We start from the raw sequence: 21646 nt of genomic DNA, 5'->3' as shown, positions 1-21646 counted from the left end.
GGCGTCCCGCCCGGACCCGGTATATGTGAGCCCGCGTCCAAGGAAAACCCTTAACAAGTGAGCGGGGGTTTGGGTTATCAAACCCCCGCTCACCTATCACCCGGAATCCCCCAACCCCCGCTCACGTATGGGCGGGAATCCCCCAAACGCCGGCTCACGTATGAGCCGGGTATCCCCAAACCCCCGCTCACCTATGGGCCGGAAATCCCAAACCCCCGCTCACCCTGGAGCCGGGCCGCGGCCCCCTGCCCCACCTGCCGTCGGAAGAAGTGAGCGGGCGTCCGGCCGGGACCCCCTATATGTGAGCCGGCGTCCCGCCAGGACCCCCCCCTATATGTGAGCGAGCGTTGTTTGAGGATTCGGATCCTGGACTCGGATCCGCAAGCCAGCCGAACGTGCTCAGTCATGCTTGGGTTGTGATGATTCCCACGGGAAGCCTGAATAGGCGGCCCTCGAATGCGTTCGTGGATGGCTGTTCACCTAGAATTACATAAGAGATACGAGCCGGATCCCGGCGGCGTGAGAACAAAATACGGATAAGAGCGGCTGCGCATGCGCCAGTGGTCAGCTCACAACAGGAGGAATCCATCATGGCTGAGCACAACGGCGGCAACCGCGGCAACTTCGGCGGTGGCCGTGGCGATCGCGGCCCGTTCCGCGCCAACAACAATTCCGGGGGCGACCCGCGAGGATTCCGTTCCAGGGACAACCGTGACGGCGCTCCCGGCGGTGACCGAGACCGTAAGCCGGCGGGCGATGGTGAGCGCCGTAGCTTTGGTGATCGTGCTCGTCGTGATGGGGATGCGCGCCCGAGCTTTGGTGACCGAGACCGTAAGCCGGCGGGCGATGGTGAGCGCCGTAGCTTTGGTGATCGTGCTCGTCGTGATGGGGATGCGCGCCCGAGCTTTGGTGACCGTGATCGTAAGCCGTTTGGTGATCGTCCGAGCCGCGACGGTGACCGTGATCGTAAGCCGTTTGGCGACCGTGCTCGTCGTGATGGGGATGCGCGCCCGAGCTTTGGTGACCGTGATCGTAAGCCGTTTGGTGATCGTCCGAGCCGCGACGGTGACCGTGATCGTAAGCCGTTTGGTGATCGTCCGAGCCGCGACGGGGATGCGCGCCCGAGCTTCGGCGACCGCGACCGCAAACCCTTCGGTGATCGTCCTCGTCGTGATGGGGATGCGCGCCCGAGCTTCGGCGACCGCGACCGCAAACCCTTCGGTGATCGTCCTCGTCGTGATGGGGATGCGCGCCCGAGCTTTGGTGACCGTGACCGCAAACCTTTCGGCGACCGTGACCGTAAGCCGTTTGGCGACCGTCCTCGTCGTGATGGGGATGCGCGCCCGAGCTTCGGCGACCGCGACCGCAAACCCTTCGGTGACCGCGACCGCAAGCCGTTCGGCGACCGTCCGCGCCGCGAAGGCGACGGAGAGCGCCGTAGCTTTGGCGACCGCCCCGAGCGCGGTCCCCGCAAGTTCGATGGCCCACGTAGCGAGGGACGCAGCTTCGGCGGCGGCTCCTGGGAAGAACGTCCCGCGCGGGTTCCGAACGCGGCGGATCTGCGCAGCGCCAACCGCCCGGACCGCGAACGTTCCCCCGAGATCGACGACGACGTCACGGGCCAGGAGCTCGACCGTGTCACGAAGCACCAGATCAAGACCCTAGAAGGCATGAACGCCGATTGGGTCGCCAAGCACCTGGTCATGGCAGGCCGCCTTATCGATATCGACCCTGAGCTGTCCTTCCAGCACGCCTTGGCCGCTAGCCGCCGTGGTGGCAGGTTGGCCGCTGTCCGTGAAGCCGTGGGCCTGACCGCCTACGCTGCCGGCCACTATGGCGAGGCGCTTCGAGAATTCCGCACGTACCGCCGGATCAGCGGCTCCAACGTCCATTTGCCGCTCATGGCTGACTGCGAACGCGGCCTGGGGAGACCGGACCGTGCGCTGGACGTCGTCCGTTCACCCGAAGCACAGGACCTCGACGCCCCCGGCAAGGTCGAGCTAGCCATTGTGGCTTCCGGTGCCCGGAGCGACCTTGGCCAGTTGGATGCCGCGGTGGCCGAGCTGGAGATCATCCAGCTCGACATCAACCGTGCCTTCTCCTACAGCCCGCGCCTGTTCCGTGCCTACGCAGACGCCCTGACGGCAGTGGGCCGCACGGAAGAAGCCGGCAAGTGGCAGCGCCAGGCAGTCGTGGCTGAAAATGCCCTCGGCGTTGGAGACTTCGAGGACCCGGACATCATCGACCTCGGCGAGGACGATGAAAGCGAAGCTCGCAAGCCTCGTTTCAGGAACATCGAAGAGAGCACGGCGCGAGCCGAAGAAAGCAAGTCCGAGGCGGCGCCCGCACACGCGGAGACGGTCATCGGCTCTGAATCCACCGAACAGGACGACGTGGAACTCGACGACGTCGAGTCTGACTACTTTGAGTCCGACGACGCCGAGTCGGACCGCGATTCCGTCGAGGACACCGAGGACACCGAGGACACCGAGGAAGACGACGAAGACGAGGAAGACGAGGAAGAGGCTTCCGAAGGCGGCGAAGAGACCAAGAATGACTGAGGCCTCGCTGGTTTCGCGTTTCGACGCTGTCCTGTCCGATCTGGACGGAGTCGTGTACGCGGGTCCGCACGCCATTCCGGGCGCTGTGGAGTCCTTGCAGCGGCTTGAATCAGTCGGGGTGCGCCTGGGCTATGTAACCAACAACGCCTCGCGTACTCCGGCGCAGGTCGCCGCGCACCTTCGTGAACTTGGCGCGCCTGCTGAGGATAACCAAGTGGTCAGTTCCTCGCAGGCCGCCGGGGATCTTTTGGCCGGACTCCTGGCTCCGGGTTCGCGGGTAATGATTACCGGCAGTCCGGCGCTGGCCCACGAAATCGAACTCGTGGGCCTCACGCCTGTCCACAGCGCCAAAGAGAACCCTGTGGCTGTGGTCCAGGGCTTCAACCCGGAAATCGCGTGGAAGGATCTGGCCGAGGCGTCTTATGTTGTCGCCGCAGGCGCCCTCTGGGTGGCTACCAACACGGACATGTCCATTCCCCAGGCCCGCGGGATTGCTCCCGGAAACGGCACCCTCGTGGCCGCCGTCGCGTCGGCCACCGGCAAACAGCCGCGGGTAGCCGGCAAGCCGGAGGCCCCACTCTTCCACTCGGCGGCACGGAGGCTCAAGTCGGAGCGTCCGATCGTCGTCGGAGACCGGCTGGACACCGACATCCTTGGCGGCAACCGTGCGGGCTTCGCGACGGCGGCAGTCCTCACCGGCGTCGATACGCCCGAGTCCATCCTGGCTGCACGCAGCTCGGAACGCCCCGGCTACTTGCTTGCTGATCTCACGGAACTCTACGAGCCGTACCCCGAGATCATCGAGGAGAACAGCACGTTCCGCTGCGGAAAGGCAACCGCCGAAGTCCAGGATGGCCTGATCAAGGTCTCCGGGTCCGAGAAGGATCTGGACGCCTGGCGCGCTGCATGCGCAGCCTGGTGGGCGGCCACCCCCGACGCTGCAGAGGCTACATCGCCGCGCCTCGAATGGGCGGAAAACTAGACTGGTCCAATGAGCGAGTTGAACGATCACCCGGAGAGCGCCGCCGAAATGAGTGCCATCGATGTGGACGGCCTCGAACCGCAACGCGTCGAACCGCACGATGCCCCATGGCCGGACGACCCTACCGCGACAGGTGACGGCGCTGTGGATTCCGCCTTGGAGCGGCTGGCGGGCATCTCCACTGTGCCGGTGGCCGAGCACAGCGGCGTCTACGCCGAGATCCATGACTCCTTGATGGCGTCCCTCGACGACGAAGAACGCTGAGCATGGCCAGACTCGACCAGGAACTCGTCAGCCGTGGATTGGCGAGATCGCGGACCCATGCCGCGAAACTCATTGCGGACGGAAAAGTCAGTTCCGAAGGCAGCGTTCTCGCCAAGGCAGCGCAACAGGTCTCCGAAGAGACGGAAATCGATGTTCAAGCCCACGCCGAGGACGTCTACGTCAGCCGCGCCGGACACAAACTCGCCGGGGCACTGGCGGCCTTCCCTTCCGTTCTTGTGAAAGGGAAGCGGTGCCTCGACGCCGGGGCCTCCACCGGTGGCTTCACTGACGTGCTGCTCCGGCAAGGTGCCGCGCACGTCGTGGCGGTCGACGTCGGGCATGACCAGTTGGTGCCGTCCCTGCGGAATGATCCCCGCGTCGCAGTCCATGAGGGCGTCAACGTCCGCTACATGACGCCCGAGCAGATCGGCGGCCCGGCCGCGCTCACCGTGGCAGACCTGTCCTTCATTTCCCTCACCCTGGTTCTGCATCCGCTCGCGGCATGCACCGAACCCGGGGGAGACCTCGTGCTCATGGTGAAGCCGCAATTCGAGGTCGGCAAGGAACGGCTGAGCCGCACCGGCGTGGTCACCTCCGATCATGAACGACGGCGCGCGGTGGCCCAAGTTGCCCAAGCGGCCATGGATGCAGGGCTTGAACTTTGTGGCCTGGCACCGAGTCCCTTGCCGGGCCAGGACGGAAATGTGGAGTACTTCCTGTGGATAAAACGCAGGATGCAGCCGGACTTGCCTAAGATCAAAGAGCGGGACGAGGAAGTTGCTGCACTGATGGAACGACTCTGGCCCACCCACTAGAAAGCAGAACACCATGAGCAGGCGCGTTTTGGTCCTTGCCCACACCGGGCGTGAGGACTCCCTTCGCGCGGCCTGGGATGCCTGCGGGCAACTCCACTACTCAGGCCTGATCCCTGTGATGCAGAAGTCGGAACTGGACGACATCGAACGGTTCTACGGCGTAGTGGATAAGCCAATCGAGATACTCCACGAGGATGTCCGGTTGGAGGATGTCGAACTTGTCATGGTTCTTGGCGGTGACGGCACCATCCTGCGCGCTGCCGAGCTGGTCCGCAACGTCGATGTACCCCTGTTGGGCGTCAACCTCGGGCATGTCGGGTTCCTCGCCGAAAGCGAGCGGGCCGATCTTGCCCAGACCGTCGAATGGATTGCCAGCCGCGAATACACGGTGGAAGAGCGCATGACCATCGATGTCCAGGTGTGGGTCCGGGGCCAGAAGATCTGGCATACCTGGGCCCTCAACGAGGCCGCGATTGAAAAGGCCGACCGGGAGCGCATGATCGAAGTGGTGACCGAAGTGGATGAACGTCCGCTGACGTCTTTCGGCTGCGATGGAGTGGTGCTCGCGACTCCTACGGGTTCCACGGCCTACGCCTTCTCATCCGGCGGGCCCGTGGTGTGGCCTGAGGTTGAAGCCCTGGTGATTGTCCCCATCAGCGCCCACGCCCTCTTCGCCAAACCCCTCGTGGTTTCGCCGCGGTCCAGGCTGGCTGTGGAGATCCTCAGCCGGACTGACGCCCAAGGCGTGCTTTGGTGCGATGGCCGCCGTTCCGTGGACCTCCCGCCCGGCGCGCGGATCGAAGTAACAAGGTCCACCCGGCCTGTGCGGCTTGCCCGCACCCACCAGACCCCGTTTTCAGCGCGGCTCGTGCGGAAGTTTGAGCTCCCCATCCACGGCTGGCGGGGGCCGGCACCCCGTTCGGCTGACATCCACACCGGTCCTACCCCCGTGATCAGGACCTTCAAGCCCAGCCCTTTGCCGGCGCCCCAGGACGTGCGGACAGGCAGAGCGGCCGACCCCACAAAGGAGATGTAAACCATGATCGAGGAACTCCGGATCCGTGATCTCGGCGTCATCACCGACGCCACGTTGCCGTTGGGGCGCGGCCTGAGCGTCGTTACCGGCGAAACCGGTGCCGGTAAGACCATGGTGGTCACCGCCGTGGGCCTCCTCCTGGGAGCGCGGTCGGACGCAGGCGCGGTACGTTCCGGTGCCAAGTCGGCCTCTGCAGAGGCCCGGCTCTTGCTTGATCCGGCGCACGCCGCCGTGGAACGGGCCGTGGAGGCCGGCGGCGACGCGGAAGAGTACGACGGCGGCACCCAGCTCTTGCTGGCCCGCACCGTGGGCGCAGACGGCCGTAGCCGTGCTTTCGTGGGCGGGCGGTCGGCGCCTGTGGGCGTACTGGCGGAACTTGGCGAGAGCCTGGTGGTGGTGCACGGCCAGTCGGACCAGATACGTCTCAAGGGTGCCGTGGCGCAGCGGCACGCACTGGACCGCTTCGCCGGGGCCGAGCTCGCAGCGACGCTCGCCGAATACCAGGAGCTCTACAGCCACTGGAAGTCAAGTCAGGCGGAGCTCGACACCCTCCGCGGCGAGGCCCGGGAAAGGCTGCGTGAGGCGGAATCGCTCGAGGTCGCACTCAACGAAATCGACGACGTCGATCCCCAGCCCGGCGAGGACGAATCCCTCAAGGCCGAGGCAGTGAAGCTGGCGAACGTGGAAGAGCTCCGCATCGCCGCCGCGGCAGCGCATGAAGCCCTGATCTCGGAGGAATTCGGTGAAACAGCTGATGCCACGACGCTGATTGACTCGGCCAAACGGGCATTGGACCAGGTTTCCGAACATGACGAAGCGTTGGCGGGAGCCGCCGCACGCCTCGCCGAGATCGGCTTCCTCATCAATGACATAGCCGGGGAGCTGTCCAGCTACCAAGCGTCCCTGGACTCCGAGGGGCCCGAACGGCTTTCGGAGATCGAGGAGCGGCGCGCAGCACTGGCCAAACTCATCCGGAAGTACGCTCCGAGCATCGACGAGGTCTTGGAATGGGCGGCAGCGTCGAGGACCCGGCTTGACGAACTGCAGGACGACTCGAGCCGGATCGAAGCCCTTGATGCCGAGGTAACCGCCGCGGAGTCAACGCTGCGAAAGCAAGCCGCGCGCATCTCGAAGTCGAGATCAAAGGCGGCCAAGGAGCTCTCCGCGCGCGTAAGTGCGGAGCTCGCGGCGCTTGCGATGGCCGACGCAACCCTGGTGATCGAGGTGGACAGCCAAGGGCAGTTGGGGCCGCACGGCGTCGACGACATCTCCTTCCTCCTGCAACCGCACGCTGGCGCCCCTGCCCGTCCTCTCGGCAAGGGCGCGTCCGGTGGTGAATTGTCCCGCGTCATGCTTGCCATCGAAGTGGTCCTCGCCGCTGTGGACCCAGTGCCGACCTTTGTCTTTGACGAGGTAGATGCCGGAGTGGGCGGGCGTGCCGCCGTCGAGATCGGACGCCGGCTTGCGATGCTGGCCCGCCACGTCCAGGTGCTGGTGGTGACCCACCTGCCGCAGGTGGCTGCGTTCGCCGACCAACACATCCGCGTTACCAAGACCTCCGTCAGGGGAAGCGACGGTAAGACCGCCACGGGCTTCACCTCCAGCGACGTCCAGCTCCTCGATGACGAGGAACGCGTGAAGGAGCTTGCAAGGATGCTGGCAGGCCAGGAAGACTCCGAGTCTGCGCGTGCGCATGCCCAGGAATTGTTGGACGACGCGAAGCTTCTGCCCCAGAAGGCGTAGCCACCCGGGCGCGGTCTGGGACATCGGTCACATGAGCGCCTTCGCCGGTCGGGGAGGCTCCTTCTGCGGTACCTGAGGCCAAGTAGCGGATTCCCGGGCGGCTGAGCTGTTTTGCCGGTCCGGGTGGACATTACTCTTGATCCTTGCCCCATGGCAGGGGACTATTGAGCATTTGGGAAAACGGCTAGCGGATCCTTTGGAGGCGCAATTGATGATAGGCTCGAATTCCGTGGTGCAGCGATCAAATTCCCGTGTAAATTCCCGGTTCCCGGGCTCGTCCAAGACGACCAAACACATCTTTGTCACTGGCGGTGTGGCGTCCTCGCTCGGTAAGGGACTGACGGCTTCGAGCCTCGGCCACCTGCTGCGGGCACGCGGTTTGTCTGTAACTATGCAGAAGCTCGATCCCTATCTCAACGTGGATCCGGGCACGATGAACCCCTTCCAGCACGGCGAAGTCTTCGTCACTGACGACGGCGCCGAAACCGACCTCGACATCGGACACTACGAGCGCTTCCTCGATGAGAACCTTGAGGGTTCGGCCAACGTCACAACGGGCCAGATCTACTCGACAGTCATCGCCAAGGAACGGCGTGGTGAGTACCTCGGCGACACCGTCCAGGTCATCCCGCACATCACGGATGAGATCAAGCGCCGCATGCGCCTCCCCGCTGAGGGCAAGAACGCTCCTGATGTCATCATCACCGAAATCGGCGGCACCGTTGGCGACATCGAGTCGCAGCCTTTCCTCGAGTCCGCACGCCAGGTCCGCCAGGACATCGGCCGGAACAACGTCTTTTTCCTCCACGTCTCCTTGGTGCCGTACATCGGCCCCTCGCAGGAACTGAAGACCAAACCAACACAGCACTCTGTTGCCGCGCTGCGCTCCCTCGGCATCCAGCCGGAAGCGATTGTGATCCGCTCGGACCGCGAAGTGCCTGACGCTATGCGCGAAAAGATCGGCCGCATGTGCGACGTCGACATTGACGCAGTGGTCAACGCAGCCGATGCTCCCAGCATCTACGACATCCCCAAGACGCTGCACTCCCAGGGCCTTGACTCCTACGTCGTCCGAGCCCTGGATCTCCCGTTCAAGGACGTCGACTGGACCAGTTGGGACAAGCTCCTCGAAGCTGTCCACAACCCCAAGCACCACGTAGAAGTTGCCTTGGTGGGCAAGTACATCGACCTCCCGGACGCTTACTTGTCCGTGACAGAGGCCTTGCGTGCCGGTGGTTTTGCGAACGAAACCAAGGTCAAGATCCGCTGGGTCCCGTCCGACGAGTGTGAAACCCTGGAAGGCGCCACCAAGTCCTTGGCCGGCGTCGACGCCATTTGTGTTCCCGGTGGCTTCGGTATCCGTGGCCTGGAGGGCAAGCTCGGCGCACTCAAGTTCGCCCGCGAGACGAAGCTTCCGGTGCTGGGCCTTTGCCTCGGTCTTCAGTGCATGGTCATTGAGTACGCCCGCAACGTGGTCGGCCTCGAGGGTGCGTCCTCCAGCGAGTTCGAACCCGACTCCAAGTACCCGGTCATCGCCACGATGGAAGAGCAGCTCGACATCGTGGACGGCAAGGGCGACCTTGGCGGCACGATGCGCCTGGGCCTTTACGAAGCCAAGTTGGATGAAGGCTCCGTGGTTGCAGAAACCTATGGCGCAACAACCGTCAGCGAGCGTCACCGGCACCGCTACGAGGTCAACAACAAGTACCGCGAGCAGATCGCCTCCGAGGGACTCGTGTTCTCCGGAACGTCTCCCGATGGCAAGCTGGTTGAGTTCGTGGAACTGCCGCGCGACGTACACCCGTACTACGTGGCAACACAAGCCCACCCCGAGCTCAGCTCCCGCCCGACGCGCCCGCACCCGCTGTTTGCCGGCCTCGTGAAGGCTGCGCTGGAGCGTCAGTCAGGCATGGATTCGCTAGCAAAGTCAGCCCGCAAGGTCGCTGCGAAGTAATCGCTCACACGAAATGAAGGACGGCGCGATGCCCGGTATTTCTGAAACCCCCAGCACTTTTCGGAAGGTTTCGGACATGCCGAGCCCGCGCCGTCTTTTGTCGTCCAGCAAGGTCTATGAAGGCCGTATTTGGGACGTCGTCAGTGACGCCTTCGAGCTCGGCGAAGACACCGGCACTTTGGTCCGCGACTACATCGACCACCCCGGGGCTGTAGCGGTACTGCCGATGAATGTCGACGGCGAAATCCTGTTGCTCAAGCAATATCGCCACCCCGTGGGCATGGAGCTGTGGGAGATTCCTGCCGGGCTTCTTGATGTGGCCGGCGAAGACTTCGTAGCCGGCGCAGCCCGGGAGCTCGCAGAAGAGGCAGATCTCACCGCAGCCACGTGGAATGTCCTGGCCGACTTCTTCAATTCTCCGGGATCCTCGAGCGAGGCGATCCGAATCTATCTGGCGCGGGGACTGGGAGACGTGCCCGAGGCCGAACGCCACGTCCGCACGGAGGAGGAATCCGAAATCGAGCTGGTGTGGGTGCCTCTCGATGAAGCTGTTTTGGCAGTGCTGGAAGGCCGCCTGCACAACCCGTCCGCCGTCGTCGGGATCCTCGCCGCCGCAGCTGCCCGCGCTGACGGCTTCAGGAACCTGCGGCCGGCCAATGCCCCCTGGCCCGCCCACCCGAGCCAGCGCTGACCGTGCCCCAGCTCGCGGAGACCAGGGTCCAGACCGCCATTGACCGGGCCGTCACGGACTACCTGCAGCACCTCGGCGTGGAACGCGGCCTCGCAAGCAACACCTTGTCCGCCTACCGCAGGGATCTGTCCCGCTATTCGAACTTCCTGGCAGGGTCCGGTGTCGACAAGCCGGGAAATATCTCCCGCCACAATGTCACCGCCTTTGTCCAGGCTCTGGCGGACGGCTCAGACGGCGGCGCCGCACTCGGCGTCCGTTCGGCGGCACGCACCGTGGTTGCCGTCCGGGGGCTCCACAGGTTTTGGGCCCTGGAGGGGACGACGACGGCGGACCCCGCGAGCGATGTCCACCCGCCAATGCCCGGCAAGCGTCTGCCGAAGGCCATTAGCGTCGGCGAAGTGACCCGCATACTTGAGGCTGCCGGTGCCGATACCGCCACCGGGTTGAGGGACCGCGCGCTCTTGGAGTTCCTCTACTCCACAGGTGCCCGCATCAGCGAAGCGGTGGGCCTTGACGTCGACGATGTCTCCCTCGAGGCGGAGGCCGATGGGCCCGCGATCGTCCGGCTCTTCGGAAAGGGATCCAAGGAGCGCTTGGTGCCGCTAGGGTCCTACGGTGCCCGCGCCGTCGGATCCTATGTGGTCCGCGGAAGGCCTGCGTTGGCCGCCAAAGGAAAAGGCACCCCGGCGCTGTTCCTGAATGCCCGCGGCGGGCGGATCAGCAGGCAAAGCGCCTGGACCATTCTCAAGACTGCGGCCGAGAAGGCCAACATCACCAAGGATGTCTCCCCGCACACCCTGAGGCATTCTTTCGCCACTCATCTGCTTGAGGGCGGCGCCGATGTCCGGGTGGTGCAGGAACTCCTGGGCCATGCCTCGGTGACCACCACACAGGTGTATACCTTGGTCACTGCCGACACCTTGCGCGAGGTGTATGCGGCTGCGCATCCGCGGGCACTCGGCTGACCGGTCCTTAGTGCAGCACGTTGAAGGTCAGCTCTACCGCGTTCAAGAACAGCGCCAGAATGGACATCCCGAGGCCGGCCACGAGCAGAAGGCCCGGGTGCGCCACGCCCACAACCACCCGCCTCAGATCAGGCCGGGAGCGCAGGAATTTCTTTGGCACCCGTGAGCTGGCGGGACTTTGGCTCCAGCCACGCAAACGTCGCAGGAACCAGGCGCAGCGGACGATGAAAGCCATCCACAGGACCGAAATGACAAGCGGGACTGCTGCCACGAGCAAGTTGAAGCCGAGGGCCGTCACTTCGCGTTCGGAATTTCCCACTGCGGCCTGGACAGTCGTGGAGATCGAGGCGCCCATGACCAAGGAGACGCCCCACACGAGGAATGCAGTGGATCAACACCGCCCAGAAACCGGTCCATGCCCACCCGGCGTAGAGCGGATGCCGGACCAGCCAGCCAGGCAGCCAGGCCTCGGAAGCGTCCGCTGCCTGGGCACTCGCCTCGCTCCCCAGGGCATCTGAAGGGCTTGCCGTCGTGGGACCTTCACCCCCATCCACGCTCATGGGCCAACTGTAGCAAGGACACACTTGCGAAGCCCCGCAGAGTTAGGCTTGGTCAATGACCGCAGCCCACGTCACCCTGTGCTTCCTGCTCCGCGACGGCGACGCCGGCCAAGAGGTGCTCCTGGGCCGGAAGAAGACCGGCTTCGGCACAGGGAAGATTGTGGGCGTCGGCGGACATGTGGAGTCCGGAGAGACAGCGGCCGAAGCCGTATGCCGGGAAGTTCAGGAGGAAATCTTCGTCCATGTGGAAGAATCGGACCTCATTCCCGCCGGGACAGTGGATTTCGTCTTCCCCGCCAAGGCTGAGTGGAACATGTTCACCACGGTGTATCTGACCGGGAGATGGACAGGCGAGCCAGCCGAGAGTGACGAAATAGCGCCGCAGTGGTACCGGGTCGAGGGGCTTCCTGTCGAACAGATGTGGGCCGACGCCGAACACTGGCTGCCCGCCATGATTTCCGGTCAACGCATCGCAGTTGAAGTTGTGCTCGCTGATGACAACGAAAGTGTTGCCGAAGTTCACACTGGCGAGTGGCTGGATTCGGGAGCAGCGCGCTAACGTCCGGCGGCAACGAGAACGACGCTGGGCCGGTCCCCAGAATGGACCCATTCTGGTGACCGGCCCGGCGTCGTACTTGGTGAAATTACGGCAGGTGCCGTTCATCCACGCCGTTGTATTCGCTGAGCGGACGGATCAGGGAGTTCGATCCGAGCTGTTCCATGATGTGTGCGGTCCAGCCTGTGATGCGGCTGGCGACGAAGAGCGGGGTGAAGGTGGGGGTGTCGAAGCCCATGAGGTGGTACGTGGGTCCGGCGGGGTAGTCGAGGTTGGGCTTGATGGCCTTGGCCTCGTCCATGGCCTGTTCGAGGCCGTTGTACAGGCCCAGGATCTCGGGCCGGCCGTAGTGGGCGATCATCTTGTCCAGTGCGGCCTTCATGGTGGGCACGCGGGAGTCGCCGTGCTTGTAGACGCGGTGCCCGAATCCCATGACCTTCTTCTTCTGCGCCAGGGCGTGCTCCATCCAGGTCTTCGCCCGGCCGGCTGCCTCATCGAGGGATTCCTCGGTGCGGATGCCGATTTCCTCGAAGGTGTGCATGACGGCCTCGTTGGCGCCACCGTGCAGGGGACCTTTGAGGGCGCCGATCGCGGCGGTGACCGCGGAGTGCAGGTCCGAGAGGGTGGAGGTGACAACGCGTGCCGTGAACGTGGAGGCGTTGAAGGAGTGCTCGGCGTAGAGGATCATCGAGACGTTGAAGGCCTTCACGACTTCTTCCACCGGGTCCTCGCCGAAGGTCATCCACAGGAAATTCGCGGAATATCCGAGGTCGTCCCGCGGTGCCACGGGTTCGATGGCCTGGCCCTCCGCGCGCCGCCGGCGCTGGTCGTAGGCGACCACTGCCGGCATGGCGGCGAACAGGTCAATTGCCTTGGTCATGTTGGCTTCGGGCGTGGATACCTCGGCCAGCGGGTGCCGTGCTCCCAGCACTGAAGCGGCCGTTCGGCAGACATCCATGGGGTGGGCAGTCGTCGGCAGAGTATCGATGACCTGCTTAACTACAGGGTCAAGGGCGCGGCCCGCGCGCTCGCGGGCTGTGAACTCTGCAAGCTCCTCCGACGTGGGCAGTTCACCGTTCCACAGCAGGTAGGCGACTTCCTCGAAGCTGCACTTGGCGGCGAGTTCCTGCACGGGGTAGCCGCGGTACAGCAGCGAGTTGGTGTCAGGGTTGACCTTGGAGATCGCGGTGTAGTCAACCACGACGCCGGCCAGGCCCTTCTTGATCTCAACAGCTACCATGCTGTCCTCCTTCGTTCATCGGCAAGCCCTCCGGACTAGCCGGAGCGCCTGCATCCCTTGGTTGATCCAGTTACCGGCTGAGCCCAGGAACCTGGAAGTTGAAGACGCCCGTGTCGAATTGGTTGTAGGCCTCGTAGTCCACGAGGTCATAGAGGCGGGCACGGGTGAGCATGTTCTCCACCTGCGCCTCCTGCGTTCCTGTGGCCTTGATCGTTTCCAGCGTACGCTCTGCAGCCCCCATGGCAATGCGGAGCAGGGTGACGGGGTAGATCACCATGTTCACGCCGGCGCCCTGGAGTTGTTCGGCGGTGAAGAGCTCGCTTTTGCCGAACTCGGTCATGTTGGCCAGGATCGGCACGTCCACTGCGTCGCGGATGGCTTGGAACTCGGACAGATCCTTCATGGCTTCGGGGAAGATCGCGTCGGCGCCGGCGTCGACGAGTGCTTTGGCGCGTTCCTGGGCGGCCTGGATGCCGTCGACGGCGCGGATGTCGGTCCGGGCCATGATGAGGAAGTTCGCATCGCGGCGGGCGTCGGCCGCGGCGCGGATGCGTTTGGCGGCGGTGTCGGTGTCGACCACGTTCTTGCCGTCCAGGTGCCCGCAGCGTTTGGGGTTGAACTGGTCCTCGATGTGGCAACCGGCGAGCCCGGCGTTTTCGAGTTCCTGGATGGTGCGGGCCACGTTCATCGGTTCGCCGAATCCGGTGTCGGCGTCCACGAGGCACGGGAGTTCGGTCATGCGGGCGATCTGCCCGGCCCGGGTGGCGACCTCGGTGAGGGTGGTGAGTCCGATGTCGGGCAGGCCGAGGTCGTTGGCGAGGACGGCACCGGAGATGTAGACGCCGGGGAAGCCCTTCTCCTCGATCAGGCGTGCCGAGAGCGGGTTGAACGCGCCGGGGAACTGGGCGATGGTGCCCGAGTTCAGGAGTTCCCGGAGCTTGAGGCGCTTCTGTTCCGGGGTGGTGGTGGAGTAGAGCATCTAGAAGAGTCCCTTCGGTGCGGCGGCGAGGTCGATGACGCCGGGTGCGGCGGTGATGTTCAGCTGGTCCAGTTCGCCCGGGCCCAGGTCCGGGAGGGCCTCGGCGGCGGCGAGGAACCGTCCGATCTCGGCCTCTTCCACCAGCCCGGCCGCGAGGGTGCGGAACTTGTTCACGTACTGTTCCCGGGCGAAGGGCCGGGCGCCGAGGGGGTGGGCGTCGGCCACGGCGATCGACTCGGTGATGACGGTGCCGTCGGTGAGGGTGATGACGACGGTGCCGCCGAAGGCCTTTTCCGTGATGTCCAGGGAGTGGTAGCGGCGGGTCCATTCGGGGTCTTCGACGGTGGTGACCTTGTGCCAGAGTTCCACGGTGTCGGGGCGGCCGGCGCGTTCGGGGCTGTAGGAGTCGACGTGGTGCCAGGAGCCGTCCTGCAGGGCGACGGTGAAGATGTAGGGGATGGAGTGGTCCAGGGTTTCCCGGGACGCGGTGGGTGAGTATTTCTGGGGGTCGTTGGCGCCGGAGCCGATCACGTAGTGGGTGTGGTGGCTGGTCTTGATCAGGACGGAGGCCACGTTGGCCGGGTCCGCGGCCTCTGGGTGTTCCTTGTTCAGTTTGCGGGCGAGGTCGATCCAGGCCTGGGCCTGGTATTCGGCGGAGTGTTCTTTGGTGTAAGTGTCCAGGATGGCGCGTTTGGGCTCCCCGGCCTCCGGGAGCGGGACCTCGTAGGAGGCGTCCGGGCCGTCGAGCATCCAGGCGATGACGCCGTCTTCGCCTTCGTAGATCGGCACGGGGGAGGTCTGGCCGCGCATGGACCGGTCCACGGCCTCGACCGCCATTTTCCCGGCGAATGCGGGGGCGTGGGCCTTCCAGGTGGAGATTTCGCCCTTGCGGGACTGCCGGGTGGCGGTGGTGGTGTGCAGGGCCTGGCCGACGGACTGGAAGATCGTCTCGACGTCCAGGCCCAGCAGGGTGCCGATGCCGGCGGCGGCGGAGGGGCCCAGGTGGGCGACGTGGTCGATCTTGTGCTTGTGCAGGCAGATGGCCTTGACCAGGTTCACCTGGATTTCGTAGCCGGTGGCGATGCCGCGGATCAGGTCCCGCCCGCTGGCCCCGGTGTGCTGGGCCACGGCGAGGATCGGCGGGATGTTATCGCCCGGGTGGGAGTAGTCAGCGGCCAGGAACGTGTCGTGGTAGTCGAGTTCGCGCACGGCGACGCCGTTGGCCCAGGCCGCCCACTCGGTCGAGACCCGGTCCGTGATCCCGAACACCGAGGAGCCCTTGCCGTTGGTGGTGGGCGCGTGGGTCAGGGCCTGCGCCCGGGCGGCGATGATCGGGGCCCGGTTCAGGGAGGCAACGGCGACGGAGGCGTTGTCGATGATCCGGTTGATGACCATCTCGGTGACCTCGGGGGTCACCTCGACGGGGTCCGCGGCGACCGTGGCGATCTTGTGCGCCAGCTGCTGCTCGCGGGGAAGGTTTTCTTCGCTCTTGTAGACGCGGACGTGGTTGTTCTTCACCATGGTGTTCCTTCTAGTGAGGGGTGTGGGTGGCTTTGACGTGGGAAAGACTGCGGTGCAGATGGACGGTGGTGGCGGCTTCGGCGAGCCGGGGGTTGCCTGCCGCGATGGCTTCGGCGATCGCGGCGTGCTCGGCCGCGGCCGCTTGGAGGCGTCCGGTGTCATCGGCCGCGAGGCGGCGGACCCGCACGAGGTGCACGCGCAGGGCCCGCATGGCCTGGGCGAGGTAGGAATTGGAGATGGCCGCATCGATCGCCTCGTCCAGCCGTCCCACCAGGGCGTAATAGTCGTGCCGGGAAGGGTCGCTGTCGTTGAGCATCTCCGGTGCCCGGAGCAGCTCGGCGTGGAGTTGCTCGAACACCGGGCGTTCACCGCGCACGGCGGCGAGGGCGGCGGCTTTGCCTTCCAGGGTTTCGCGCAGCTCGAACAGCTCGTCGATGTCCTCCAGCGAGATATCGGTAACGACGACGCCGCGGCCCCCTGCCGCCCTCGTCAGCCCTTCCGCGCTGAGCCGGCCCAGCGCCTCCCGGACCGGCGTGCGGGACACCCCCAGGCGTTCGGACTGCTCCACTTCCGCGAGGACCGTGCCCGGTGCCAGGCGCCACTCAATGATGTCTTCACGCAGGGCCGCATAGGCTCTCTCGCTGGCACGCACGGACCCTCCTTCACTGGGCGGACATCCCCAGTGTATACACAAATGGCGCCAAAGCCTAGCTTTTCTCCGAGAATACCCGGCCGATGATCGACCAATGTATACATCCAGGATGAATTGTGGGCTAACTCCGGTTCCAGCGGTATTCGTTCTCCGGCCGTCCTGGGGTACCGTATCGCGCATTCCGTGTGACCATTCCGGCATCGGCCAAGTACTCGAGATAGCGGCGCACGGTGACCCGGGACATCCCCAGGGCGACAGTTGCCTCGCTTGCGGACACGGCCCGGCCAAGGCTGGCCAGAAGGTCTTTGACGGACTCCAGGCTATGGGCCGAAAGGCCTTTGGGCAGTGGGACTTCGGTGGGCGCGCGGAGACTGGCAAACGCCTGGTCAACATCGCTTTGCGAGGCTCCACTCGCCCGAGCGCCCGACGCCGGTGCGGCGAGTTGCTCGCGGAAGGTGCGGTAGCTGGCGAGTTTGTCTGCGAACGTTGCGAACGTGAAGGGCTTGATGAGGTACTGCACCACTCCGATCGACACCGCGCTACGGACAATGTTCACTTCCCTGACGGCGGTGATGGCGATGATGTCCGCAAGGAGTCCCGAAGCGCGCATTCGGCGGGCAACATCCAGTCCGTGAAGATCCGGCAAGTTCATGTCCAGCAGGACGAGGTCCACCGGCTGTCCCGCAACCGCGAATTCGTTGAGGAGCCGCAGGGCCGACTGTCCGTCCGGGGCCGTTCCCGCAACTGTGAAGCCGTCGATTCGGCCGACGTAGACGCCATGGGCATCGGCGGCGATGGGTTCGTCCTCGACAACGAGGACGCGGATTTCGGTCATTCGGCTCCTTTCCTGGAGTCCGGCGCGGGGAGCACCACGCGAAAGAACGCACCACCCAAGGCGCTCGTGGATTCGCTGATGGACAGCGTACCGCCAAGCCGCTGAACTGCTTGCCGGACCAAGGCCAAGCCCACGCCGCGGGAAGGAGCTCCGGGTTGACCCGCCTGGCCGATGCCGGCGGCTTTGGTGCTGAATCCGTATTGCCAGACGTCGTCCACGATGCCGGGATCGATGCCGTGGCCGGAATCGGCCACCGTGAATGTGGTTCCTCCAGGTCCGGATTCGATGTCCAGTTCAACTTTGCGCGGCGGGGGAGCGGCAGTGGCGGCGTCGAGTGCGTTGTCCAGCAGGTTTCCCAAAATGGTCACGAGGTCCTGGACGGCGAGGCCCTGTAGGCCGTCCCCGCCGGTCACCGTGACAGTCAGCTCCGCTCCGCGTTCGTGCGCCTCGGCGGACTTCCCCATGATGAGCGCACTCAGGACAGGCTCGTCCACCGAGGCCACGAGGTGGTCGGTCAGCTGCTGACTCAGTTCAAGGTCCTTGGTGGCAAAGTCCAAGGCGTCGGTGGTCCGCCCGAGCTCCATGAGGGACACGATGGTGTGCAGCCGGTTGGCGTGTTCGTGGGTCTGGGCCCGCAAGGCGTCGGACAGGGTCTTCATTGTTTCGAGTTCACTGCCGAGGGACTCGATTTCCGTCCTGTCCCGGAGCGTGGCAACGGTCCCGAACACGGCAGGTCGCGGCCGACCCCTCATTCCGGGCGGTCCCACGGCGGGCGCCTGGTTCACCACCAGGATCCGGGACCCCGTGAGGTGGATTTCGTCGTGTGCCGTCCGGCCGGACGCGAAGAGCCCGTGGAGGCTGGGCTCCAGGGGCAGATCCGCAAGGCGAGGTGCGGCTCCCGCGGCGGGATCGACGTCGGACCTTTCCAGTCCCAGCAAATCCGCGGCCTGGTCGTTGTACATGACCACACGGCCGCCCGTGTCGATCAGGACGACGCCTTCGCGGACCGAATGCAGGACCGACTCGTAATACGCGAACAATTGCGCCAATTGCTCCGGTCCCCAGCCCCGGGTGACCGAACGCAGGTACCGGCCCAGCAGCCAGGAGGCCAGTGAGCCTCCAGCGAGCATGGCCAAGGAGAAGGCGATGATCGTGGTGAGCCGGGCTGACACCGCGACGTCCACCGTCCGCACCGTGACACCCGCCGCTACGAGTGCCCGGACTTTCCCGGAGGAATCCTCCACGGGAACGATGGTGCGGACGGAAGGGCCGAGCGTACCGGCGGTGACCTCAGTGAAGGTCTGCCCGTGCAGGGCAGGATCGATGGTGCCGATATAGGGTTTGCCGATTTCGTCGGGGTTCGCATGGGTCCAGCGCGTCCGGTCCGGAGCCATGATGGTGATGAAGTCGGTATGGGCGTTCGCCATGACCACCTGGGCGTATGGCTGCAGGGCGGCGGACGGATTCGGTGTGCCGGCGGCCTGAAGGACGAGGGGATTGGCTGCGATCGCCGCGGCTACGGCCTGCATGCGCTGGCCGGCGTCGTTGTAGGCCCGGTCCCTGGCATCCACGAAGGCCACCGTTCCGACGATCGCGGTGAGCGCCAAGATGAACAGCAGATTTGCCACAAAGAGTCTCCGGGCAATGCTCCAGCGTCGGATTACGTGCTCCTTTCTGCGGGCCATCCTGTGACCAATATGAACGCAACAGTGATACATGTCACGCCGCGCCTAATGATGGGTATCACAGCAGAGCGACGCAGGGACATTTTGCAGGGACCACGGCGCTTTCCAGAGTATCTATAAGGAGCAAAGCCATGACCTCTCAAAGAGGAGAGATTGCACCCGCCAAGGCCGGGCGCAAGGGGCTGGACAAGTCGCATTACCTCTACATCGCCGTGATCGCCGCAGTAGTACTGGGCGCCGTCGTCGGCTTGCTGTTCCCCGAAGTGGGTAAATCCCTCAAGCCTTTGGGTGACGGCTTCATCAAGCTCATCAAGATGATGATCGCCCCCGTCATTTTCTGCACCATCGTCCTGGGCATCGGATCGATCGCCAAGGCTGCCACCGTTGGCAAAGTCGGCGGGCTCGCACTCATCTACTTCCTGGTGATGTCAACGTTCGCTCTCGCCATCGGTTTGGTAGTCGGCAACATCATCCACCCAGGCGAGGGCCTGAAGCTGATCCCGTACAACCCGAACGCGCCTGCTTCCGCGAACAGTACCGCTGACTTCCTGCTGGGCATTATCCCGGGAGACATTCCCGTGCTGCCCACGCTCTTGGTAGCCATCTTGGTGGGTTTTGCGCTGCAGCGCATGGGCTCGCAGGGCCAGCCGGTGCTCAAGGCCATCCAGCACGGACAGGCGCTCGTCTTCCGCATCCTCATCATGATCATGTGGCTGGCCCCGGTCGGTGCTTTCGGCGCCATCGCCGCAGTGGTCGGTGCCACCGGTGTGAAGGCCATCTTCGGCATGCTCACACTGATGGTTGCGTTCTACATCACCTGCGCGCTGTTCATCGTCGTGGTGCTCGGAACCTTGCTGCGGGTGGTTGCGGGTGTCAGCATCTTCCAGCTGATGAAGTACCTGGCCCGCGAGTACCTGCTCATCTTCTCCACCTCATCGTCCGAAGCGGCGCTGCCGAGGCTCATCGCCAAGATGGAGCACCTCGGCGTTTCCAAGCCGGTTGTCGGCGTCACGGTGCCTACTGGCTACTCCTTCAACTTGGATGGAACTGCCATCTACCTGACCATGGCCTCGCTGTTCGTCGCCAACGCCATGGGTATCCCGCTGGACCTGGGTGCCCAGGTATCGCTGCTCGTGTTCATGATCATTGCGTCGAAGGGAGCGGCAGGCGTTTCCGGTGCCGGCCTGGCCACCCTCGCTGCTGGCCTGCAGGCACACCGGCCCGAACTGCTGGGCGGAGTCGGCATGATCGTCGGCATCGACCGTTTCATGTCGGAAGCCCGCGCCCTGACCAACTTCACTGGCAACGCCGTCGCCACGGTGTTGATCGGTACCTGGGTCAAGGAAATCGACCGCAACCAGGTCACCAACGTCCTCTCCGGTGCAACGCCGTTCGACGAGCTGACCATGATCAGCCACCACGCTGAAGCCGAAGTGAAAGAGGCCGTGGCCGCTTAGTGCGGCACGCTGTTTCGAAGCATCCACGCAGGCAAGGCAGGAACCCGTCAGGGGGACCTGCCTTGCTTGCTTTTATTTGGCACCGTGGACCAACCTTCTACCTCAGCTAGAAGGTAAAGGCTCAAACTGCGGGCAATGTCAAGTTCCGCAGAATGCCGTGTCGGGCGCTGTAGCCTAGGTGGGGAGCAGTGCTGGTGCTGGAGACAGCCGCAGGAAATGACCGTCGTGGAGAGAGTGGATAGATACGTGAGCAGCGAACGGGGAACGACTACGCTGGAGGGCACGGATTTCGATCTGGAAGACGCCGTCATGGGGCCTACGGGCCGCCCGCACCGCGACTTCCCCGAGCCCGCGCCACTGGCCTCCCATGGCCCGGCCCGCGTCATCGCCATGGTGAACCAGAAGGGCGGCGTGGGCAAGACCACGTCAACCATCAACCTCGCCGCTGCGCTCGCAGAATACGGCCGGCGCGTCCTCCTTGTTGACTTCGATCCCCAAGGGGCTCTTTCCGCGGGGCTGGGAACGAACCCGCACGAGCTCGACCTCACCGTCTACAACGTCTTGATGGACCGCAAAGTGGACATCCGCGACGCCATCCAAAAGACCGGCGTCGAAGGCATCGACCTCCTGCCGGCGAACATCGACCTCTCCGCCGCGGAGGTCCAGCTGGTAAACGAAGTAGCCCGCGAGCAAGTGCTGGACCGCGCGCTCAAGAGCGTCGAGGACGACTACGACGTTGTTCTCATCGACTGCCAGCCGTCCCTTGGGCTGCTGACGGTCAATGCCTTGACGGCTGCGCACGGCGTCATCATCCCGCTGATCTGCGAATTCTTCGCCCTCCGCGCGGTGGCACTGCTCGTCGAAACGATCGAAAAGGTGCAGGACCGGTTGAACCCGCGCCTGCAGGTGGATGGCGTGCTCGCCACGATGTACGACGCCCGCACCCTGCACAGCCGCGAAGTCATTTCGAGGCTCGTGGAGGCGTTCGGGGACAAAGTCTTCGAGACCGTCATCAAGCGTTCCATCAAGTTCGCCGACGCCACGGTTGCCGCGGAGCCCATCACCAGCTACGCCGGAAACCACATCGGTGCCGACGCCTACCGCCGCCTGGCCAAGGAACTGATTTCGCGCGGCGGCGCACCCTAGCCCG

20 protein-coding genes are annotated in these 21646 nt (G+C 64.7%); 12 read left to right on the top strand and 8 right to left on the bottom strand.

The window, feature by feature from the left end; all coding sequences use genetic code 11:
* Positions 1 to 569 precede the first annotated feature (569 nt).
* Complete coding sequence (locus ABEA18_RS01015; RefSeq protein WP_345447040.1) at positions 570 to 1649, bottom strand: hypothetical protein; 1080 nt, start codon at positions 1647 to 1649, stop codon at positions 570 to 572.
* Between the two features lie 21 nt (positions 1650 to 1670).
* On the opposite strand from ABEA18_RS01015, the gene ABEA18_RS01010 reads away from it, so the two are divergent.
* The 9 genes from ABEA18_RS01010 to xerD all read left to right on the top strand — a co-directional run bounded on the left by ABEA18_RS01010 (position 1671) and on the right by xerD (position 11011).
* Positions 1671 to 2561 carry a hypothetical protein gene (locus ABEA18_RS01010; RefSeq protein WP_345447038.1) on the top strand — a complete coding sequence of 297 codons (891 nt, stop codon included), beginning with the start codon at positions 1671 to 1673 and terminating at the stop codon, positions 2559 to 2561.
* Entirely contained in the window at positions 2554 to 3543 is a 990-nt protein-coding gene (locus tag ABEA18_RS01005) for an HAD-IIA family hydrolase (protein WP_345447036.1), read from the top strand. Before ABEA18_RS01010 ends, ABEA18_RS01005 begins: the two co-directional genes overlap by 8 nt.
* Positions 3544 to 3552: 9 nt before the next feature.
* The gene (locus tag ABEA18_RS01000; protein WP_345447033.1) at positions 3553 to 3807 is read left to right on the top strand and encodes a hypothetical protein; all 255 of its coding nucleotides are present in this window, start codon (positions 3553 to 3555) and stop codon (positions 3805 to 3807) included.
* 2 nt (positions 3808 to 3809) lie between these two features.
* Positions 3810 to 4622 (top strand): TlyA family RNA methyltransferase, encoded by an 813-nt coding sequence (locus ABEA18_RS00995; RefSeq protein ID WP_345447030.1) that lies wholly within the window; start codon positions 3810 to 3812, stop codon positions 4620 to 4622.
* Positions 4623 to 4635: 13 nt separating this feature from the next.
* Positions 4636 to 5658, top strand: coding sequence for an NAD kinase (locus ABEA18_RS00990; RefSeq protein WP_345447026.1), 1023 nt, complete (start codon positions 4636 to 4638; stop codon positions 5656 to 5658).
* A gap of 3 nt (positions 5659 to 5661) precedes the next feature.
* The gene (recN, locus tag ABEA18_RS00985; RefSeq protein ID WP_345447023.1) at positions 5662 to 7401 is read left to right on the top strand and encodes a DNA repair protein RecN; all 1740 of its coding nucleotides are present in this window, start codon (positions 5662 to 5664) and stop codon (positions 7399 to 7401) included.
* Positions 7402 to 7612: 211 nt separating this feature from the next.
* Positions 7613 to 9355 carry a CTP synthase gene (gene pyrG / locus ABEA18_RS00980; RefSeq protein WP_345447020.1) on the top strand — a complete coding sequence of 581 codons (1743 nt, stop codon included), beginning with the start codon at positions 7613 to 7615 and terminating at the stop codon, positions 9353 to 9355.
* Positions 9356 to 9383: 28 nt separating this feature from the next.
* Positions 9384 to 10046 (top strand): NUDIX domain-containing protein, encoded by a 663-nt coding sequence (locus ABEA18_RS00975; protein ID WP_345447017.1) that lies wholly within the window; start codon positions 9384 to 9386, stop codon positions 10044 to 10046.
* Positions 10019 to 11011 (top strand): site-specific tyrosine recombinase XerD, encoded by a 993-nt coding sequence (xerD, locus tag ABEA18_RS00970; protein WP_425550459.1) that lies wholly within the window; start codon positions 10019 to 10021, stop codon positions 11009 to 11011. Before ABEA18_RS00975 ends, xerD begins: the two co-directional genes overlap by 28 nt.
* Before the next feature lie 7 nt (positions 11012 to 11018).
* On the opposite strand, the gene ABEA18_RS00965 is transcribed toward xerD, so the two are convergent.
* Entirely contained in the window at positions 11019 to 11387 is a 369-nt protein-coding gene (locus tag ABEA18_RS00965; protein WP_345447011.1) for a hypothetical protein, read from the bottom strand.
* 239 nt (positions 11388 to 11626) lie between these two features.
* On the opposite strand from ABEA18_RS00965, the gene ABEA18_RS00960 reads away from it, so the two are divergent.
* On the top strand, positions 11627 to 12130 hold the full coding sequence (locus ABEA18_RS00960; RefSeq protein WP_345447009.1) for an 8-oxo-dGTP diphosphatase: 504 nt from the start codon (positions 11627 to 11629) through the stop codon (positions 12128 to 12130).
* A gap of 85 nt (positions 12131 to 12215) precedes the next feature.
* Here the strand turns inward: ABEA18_RS00960 and ABEA18_RS00955 are convergent, their stop codons facing one another.
* The 6 genes from ABEA18_RS00955 to ABEA18_RS00930 all read right to left on the bottom strand — a co-directional run bounded on the left by ABEA18_RS00955 (position 12216) and on the right by ABEA18_RS00930 (position 19039).
* On the bottom strand, positions 12216 to 13367 hold the full coding sequence (locus ABEA18_RS00955; protein WP_345447007.1) for a bifunctional 2-methylcitrate synthase/citrate synthase: 1152 nt from the start codon (positions 13365 to 13367) through the stop codon (positions 12216 to 12218).
* Between the two features lie 70 nt (positions 13368 to 13437).
* Positions 13438 to 14346 (bottom strand): methylisocitrate lyase, encoded by a 909-nt coding sequence (prpB, locus tag ABEA18_RS00950; RefSeq protein WP_345447005.1) that lies wholly within the window; start codon positions 14344 to 14346, stop codon positions 13438 to 13440.
* Positions 14347 to 15867, bottom strand: a complete 1521-nt coding sequence (locus tag ABEA18_RS00945; RefSeq protein ID WP_345447002.1) for an MmgE/PrpD family protein — start codon at positions 15865 to 15867, stop codon at positions 14347 to 14349. It lies immediately after the preceding gene.
* Positions 15868 to 15877: 10 nt separating this feature from the next.
* The gene (locus ABEA18_RS00940) at positions 15878 to 16519 is read right to left on the bottom strand and encodes a GntR family transcriptional regulator (protein WP_345446999.1); all 642 of its coding nucleotides are present in this window, start codon (positions 16517 to 16519) and stop codon (positions 15878 to 15880) included.
* Between the two features lie 121 nt (positions 16520 to 16640).
* Positions 16641 to 17354: a response regulator gene (locus ABEA18_RS00935; protein WP_345446996.1), complete on the bottom strand. Its 714-nt coding sequence runs from the start codon at positions 17352 to 17354 to the stop codon at positions 16641 to 16643.
* Positions 17351 to 19039 (bottom strand): sensor histidine kinase, encoded by a 1689-nt coding sequence (locus tag ABEA18_RS00930; protein WP_345446994.1) that lies wholly within the window; start codon positions 19037 to 19039, stop codon positions 17351 to 17353. The genes ABEA18_RS00935 and ABEA18_RS00930 overlap by 4 nt, the downstream gene beginning before the upstream one ends.
* Positions 19040 to 19170: 131 nt before the next feature.
* Here ABEA18_RS00930 and ABEA18_RS00925 point away from each other — a divergent pair, with 131 nt between their 5' ends.
* Complete coding sequence (locus ABEA18_RS00925) at positions 19171 to 20496, top strand: cation:dicarboxylate symporter family transporter (RefSeq protein ID WP_345446991.1); 1326 nt, start codon at positions 19171 to 19173, stop codon at positions 20494 to 20496.
* Between the two features lie 246 nt (positions 20497 to 20742).
* Positions 20743 to 21642 (top strand): ParA family protein, encoded by a 900-nt coding sequence (locus ABEA18_RS00920; RefSeq protein WP_345446988.1) that lies wholly within the window; start codon positions 20743 to 20745, stop codon positions 21640 to 21642.
* The last annotated feature ends 4 nt before the right edge of the window (positions 21643 to 21646 follow it).

Source organism: Arthrobacter gyeryongensis (genome assembly GCF_039543785.1).
GTDB lineage: Bacteria > Actinomycetota > Actinomycetes > Actinomycetales > Micrococcaceae > Arthrobacter > Arthrobacter gyeryongensis.
Note: the sequence above shows the minus strand (reverse complement) of the source record. Positions and strands in the feature narration are given on the sequence as shown.

What these genes read in the sequence shown, in the direction of transcription:
- recN (WP_345447023.1), top strand. Translation starts at nt 5,662, where the DNA reads ATGATCGAGGAACTCCGGATCCGTGATCTCGGCGTCATCACCGACGCC.
- ABEA18_RS00995 (WP_345447030.1), top strand. Translation starts at nt 3,810, where the DNA reads ATGGCCAGACTCGACCAGGAACTCGTCAGCCGTGGATTGGCGAGATCG.
- ABEA18_RS01005 (WP_345447036.1), top strand. Translation starts at nt 2,554, where the DNA reads ATGACTGAGGCCTCGCTGGTTTCGCGTTTCGACGCTGTCCTGTCCGAT.
- ABEA18_RS00990 (WP_345447026.1), top strand. Translation starts at nt 4,636, where the DNA reads ATGAGCAGGCGCGTTTTGGTCCTTGCCCACACCGGGCGTGAGGACTCC.
- ABEA18_RS01000 (WP_345447033.1), top strand. Translation starts at nt 3,553, where the DNA reads ATGAGCGAGTTGAACGATCACCCGGAGAGCGCCGCCGAAATGAGTGCC.
- ABEA18_RS00935 (WP_345446996.1), bottom strand. Translation starts at nt 17,354, where the DNA reads ATGACCGAAATCCGCGTCCTCGTTGTCGAGGACGAACCCATCGCCGCC.
- ABEA18_RS00975 (WP_345447017.1), top strand. Translation starts at nt 9,384, where the DNA reads ATGCCCGGTATTTCTGAAACCCCCAGCACTTTTCGGAAGGTTTCGGAC.
- ABEA18_RS00960 (WP_345447009.1), top strand. Translation starts at nt 11,627, where the DNA reads ATGACCGCAGCCCACGTCACCCTGTGCTTCCTGCTCCGCGACGGCGAC.
- ABEA18_RS01010 (WP_345447038.1), top strand. Translation starts at nt 1,671, where the DNA reads ATGAACGCCGATTGGGTCGCCAAGCACCTGGTCATGGCAGGCCGCCTT.
- ABEA18_RS00955 (WP_345447007.1), bottom strand. Translation starts at nt 13,367, where the DNA reads ATGGTAGCTGTTGAGATCAAGAAGGGCCTGGCCGGCGTCGTGGTTGAC.
- ABEA18_RS00945 (WP_345447002.1), bottom strand. Translation starts at nt 15,867, where the DNA reads ATGGTGAAGAACAACCACGTCCGCGTCTACAAGAGCGAAGAAAACCTT.
- prpB (WP_345447005.1), bottom strand. Translation starts at nt 14,346, where the DNA reads ATGCTCTACTCCACCACCACCCCGGAACAGAAGCGCCTCAAGCTCCGG.
- ABEA18_RS00925 (WP_345446991.1), top strand. Translation starts at nt 19,171, where the DNA reads ATGACCTCTCAAAGAGGAGAGATTGCACCCGCCAAGGCCGGGCGCAAG.
- ABEA18_RS00930 (WP_345446994.1), bottom strand. Translation starts at nt 19,039, where the DNA reads ATGGCCCGCAGAAAGGAGCACGTAATCCGACGCTGGAGCATTGCCCGG.
- pyrG (WP_345447020.1), top strand. Translation starts at nt 7,613, where the DNA reads ATGATAGGCTCGAATTCCGTGGTGCAGCGATCAAATTCCCGTGTAAAT.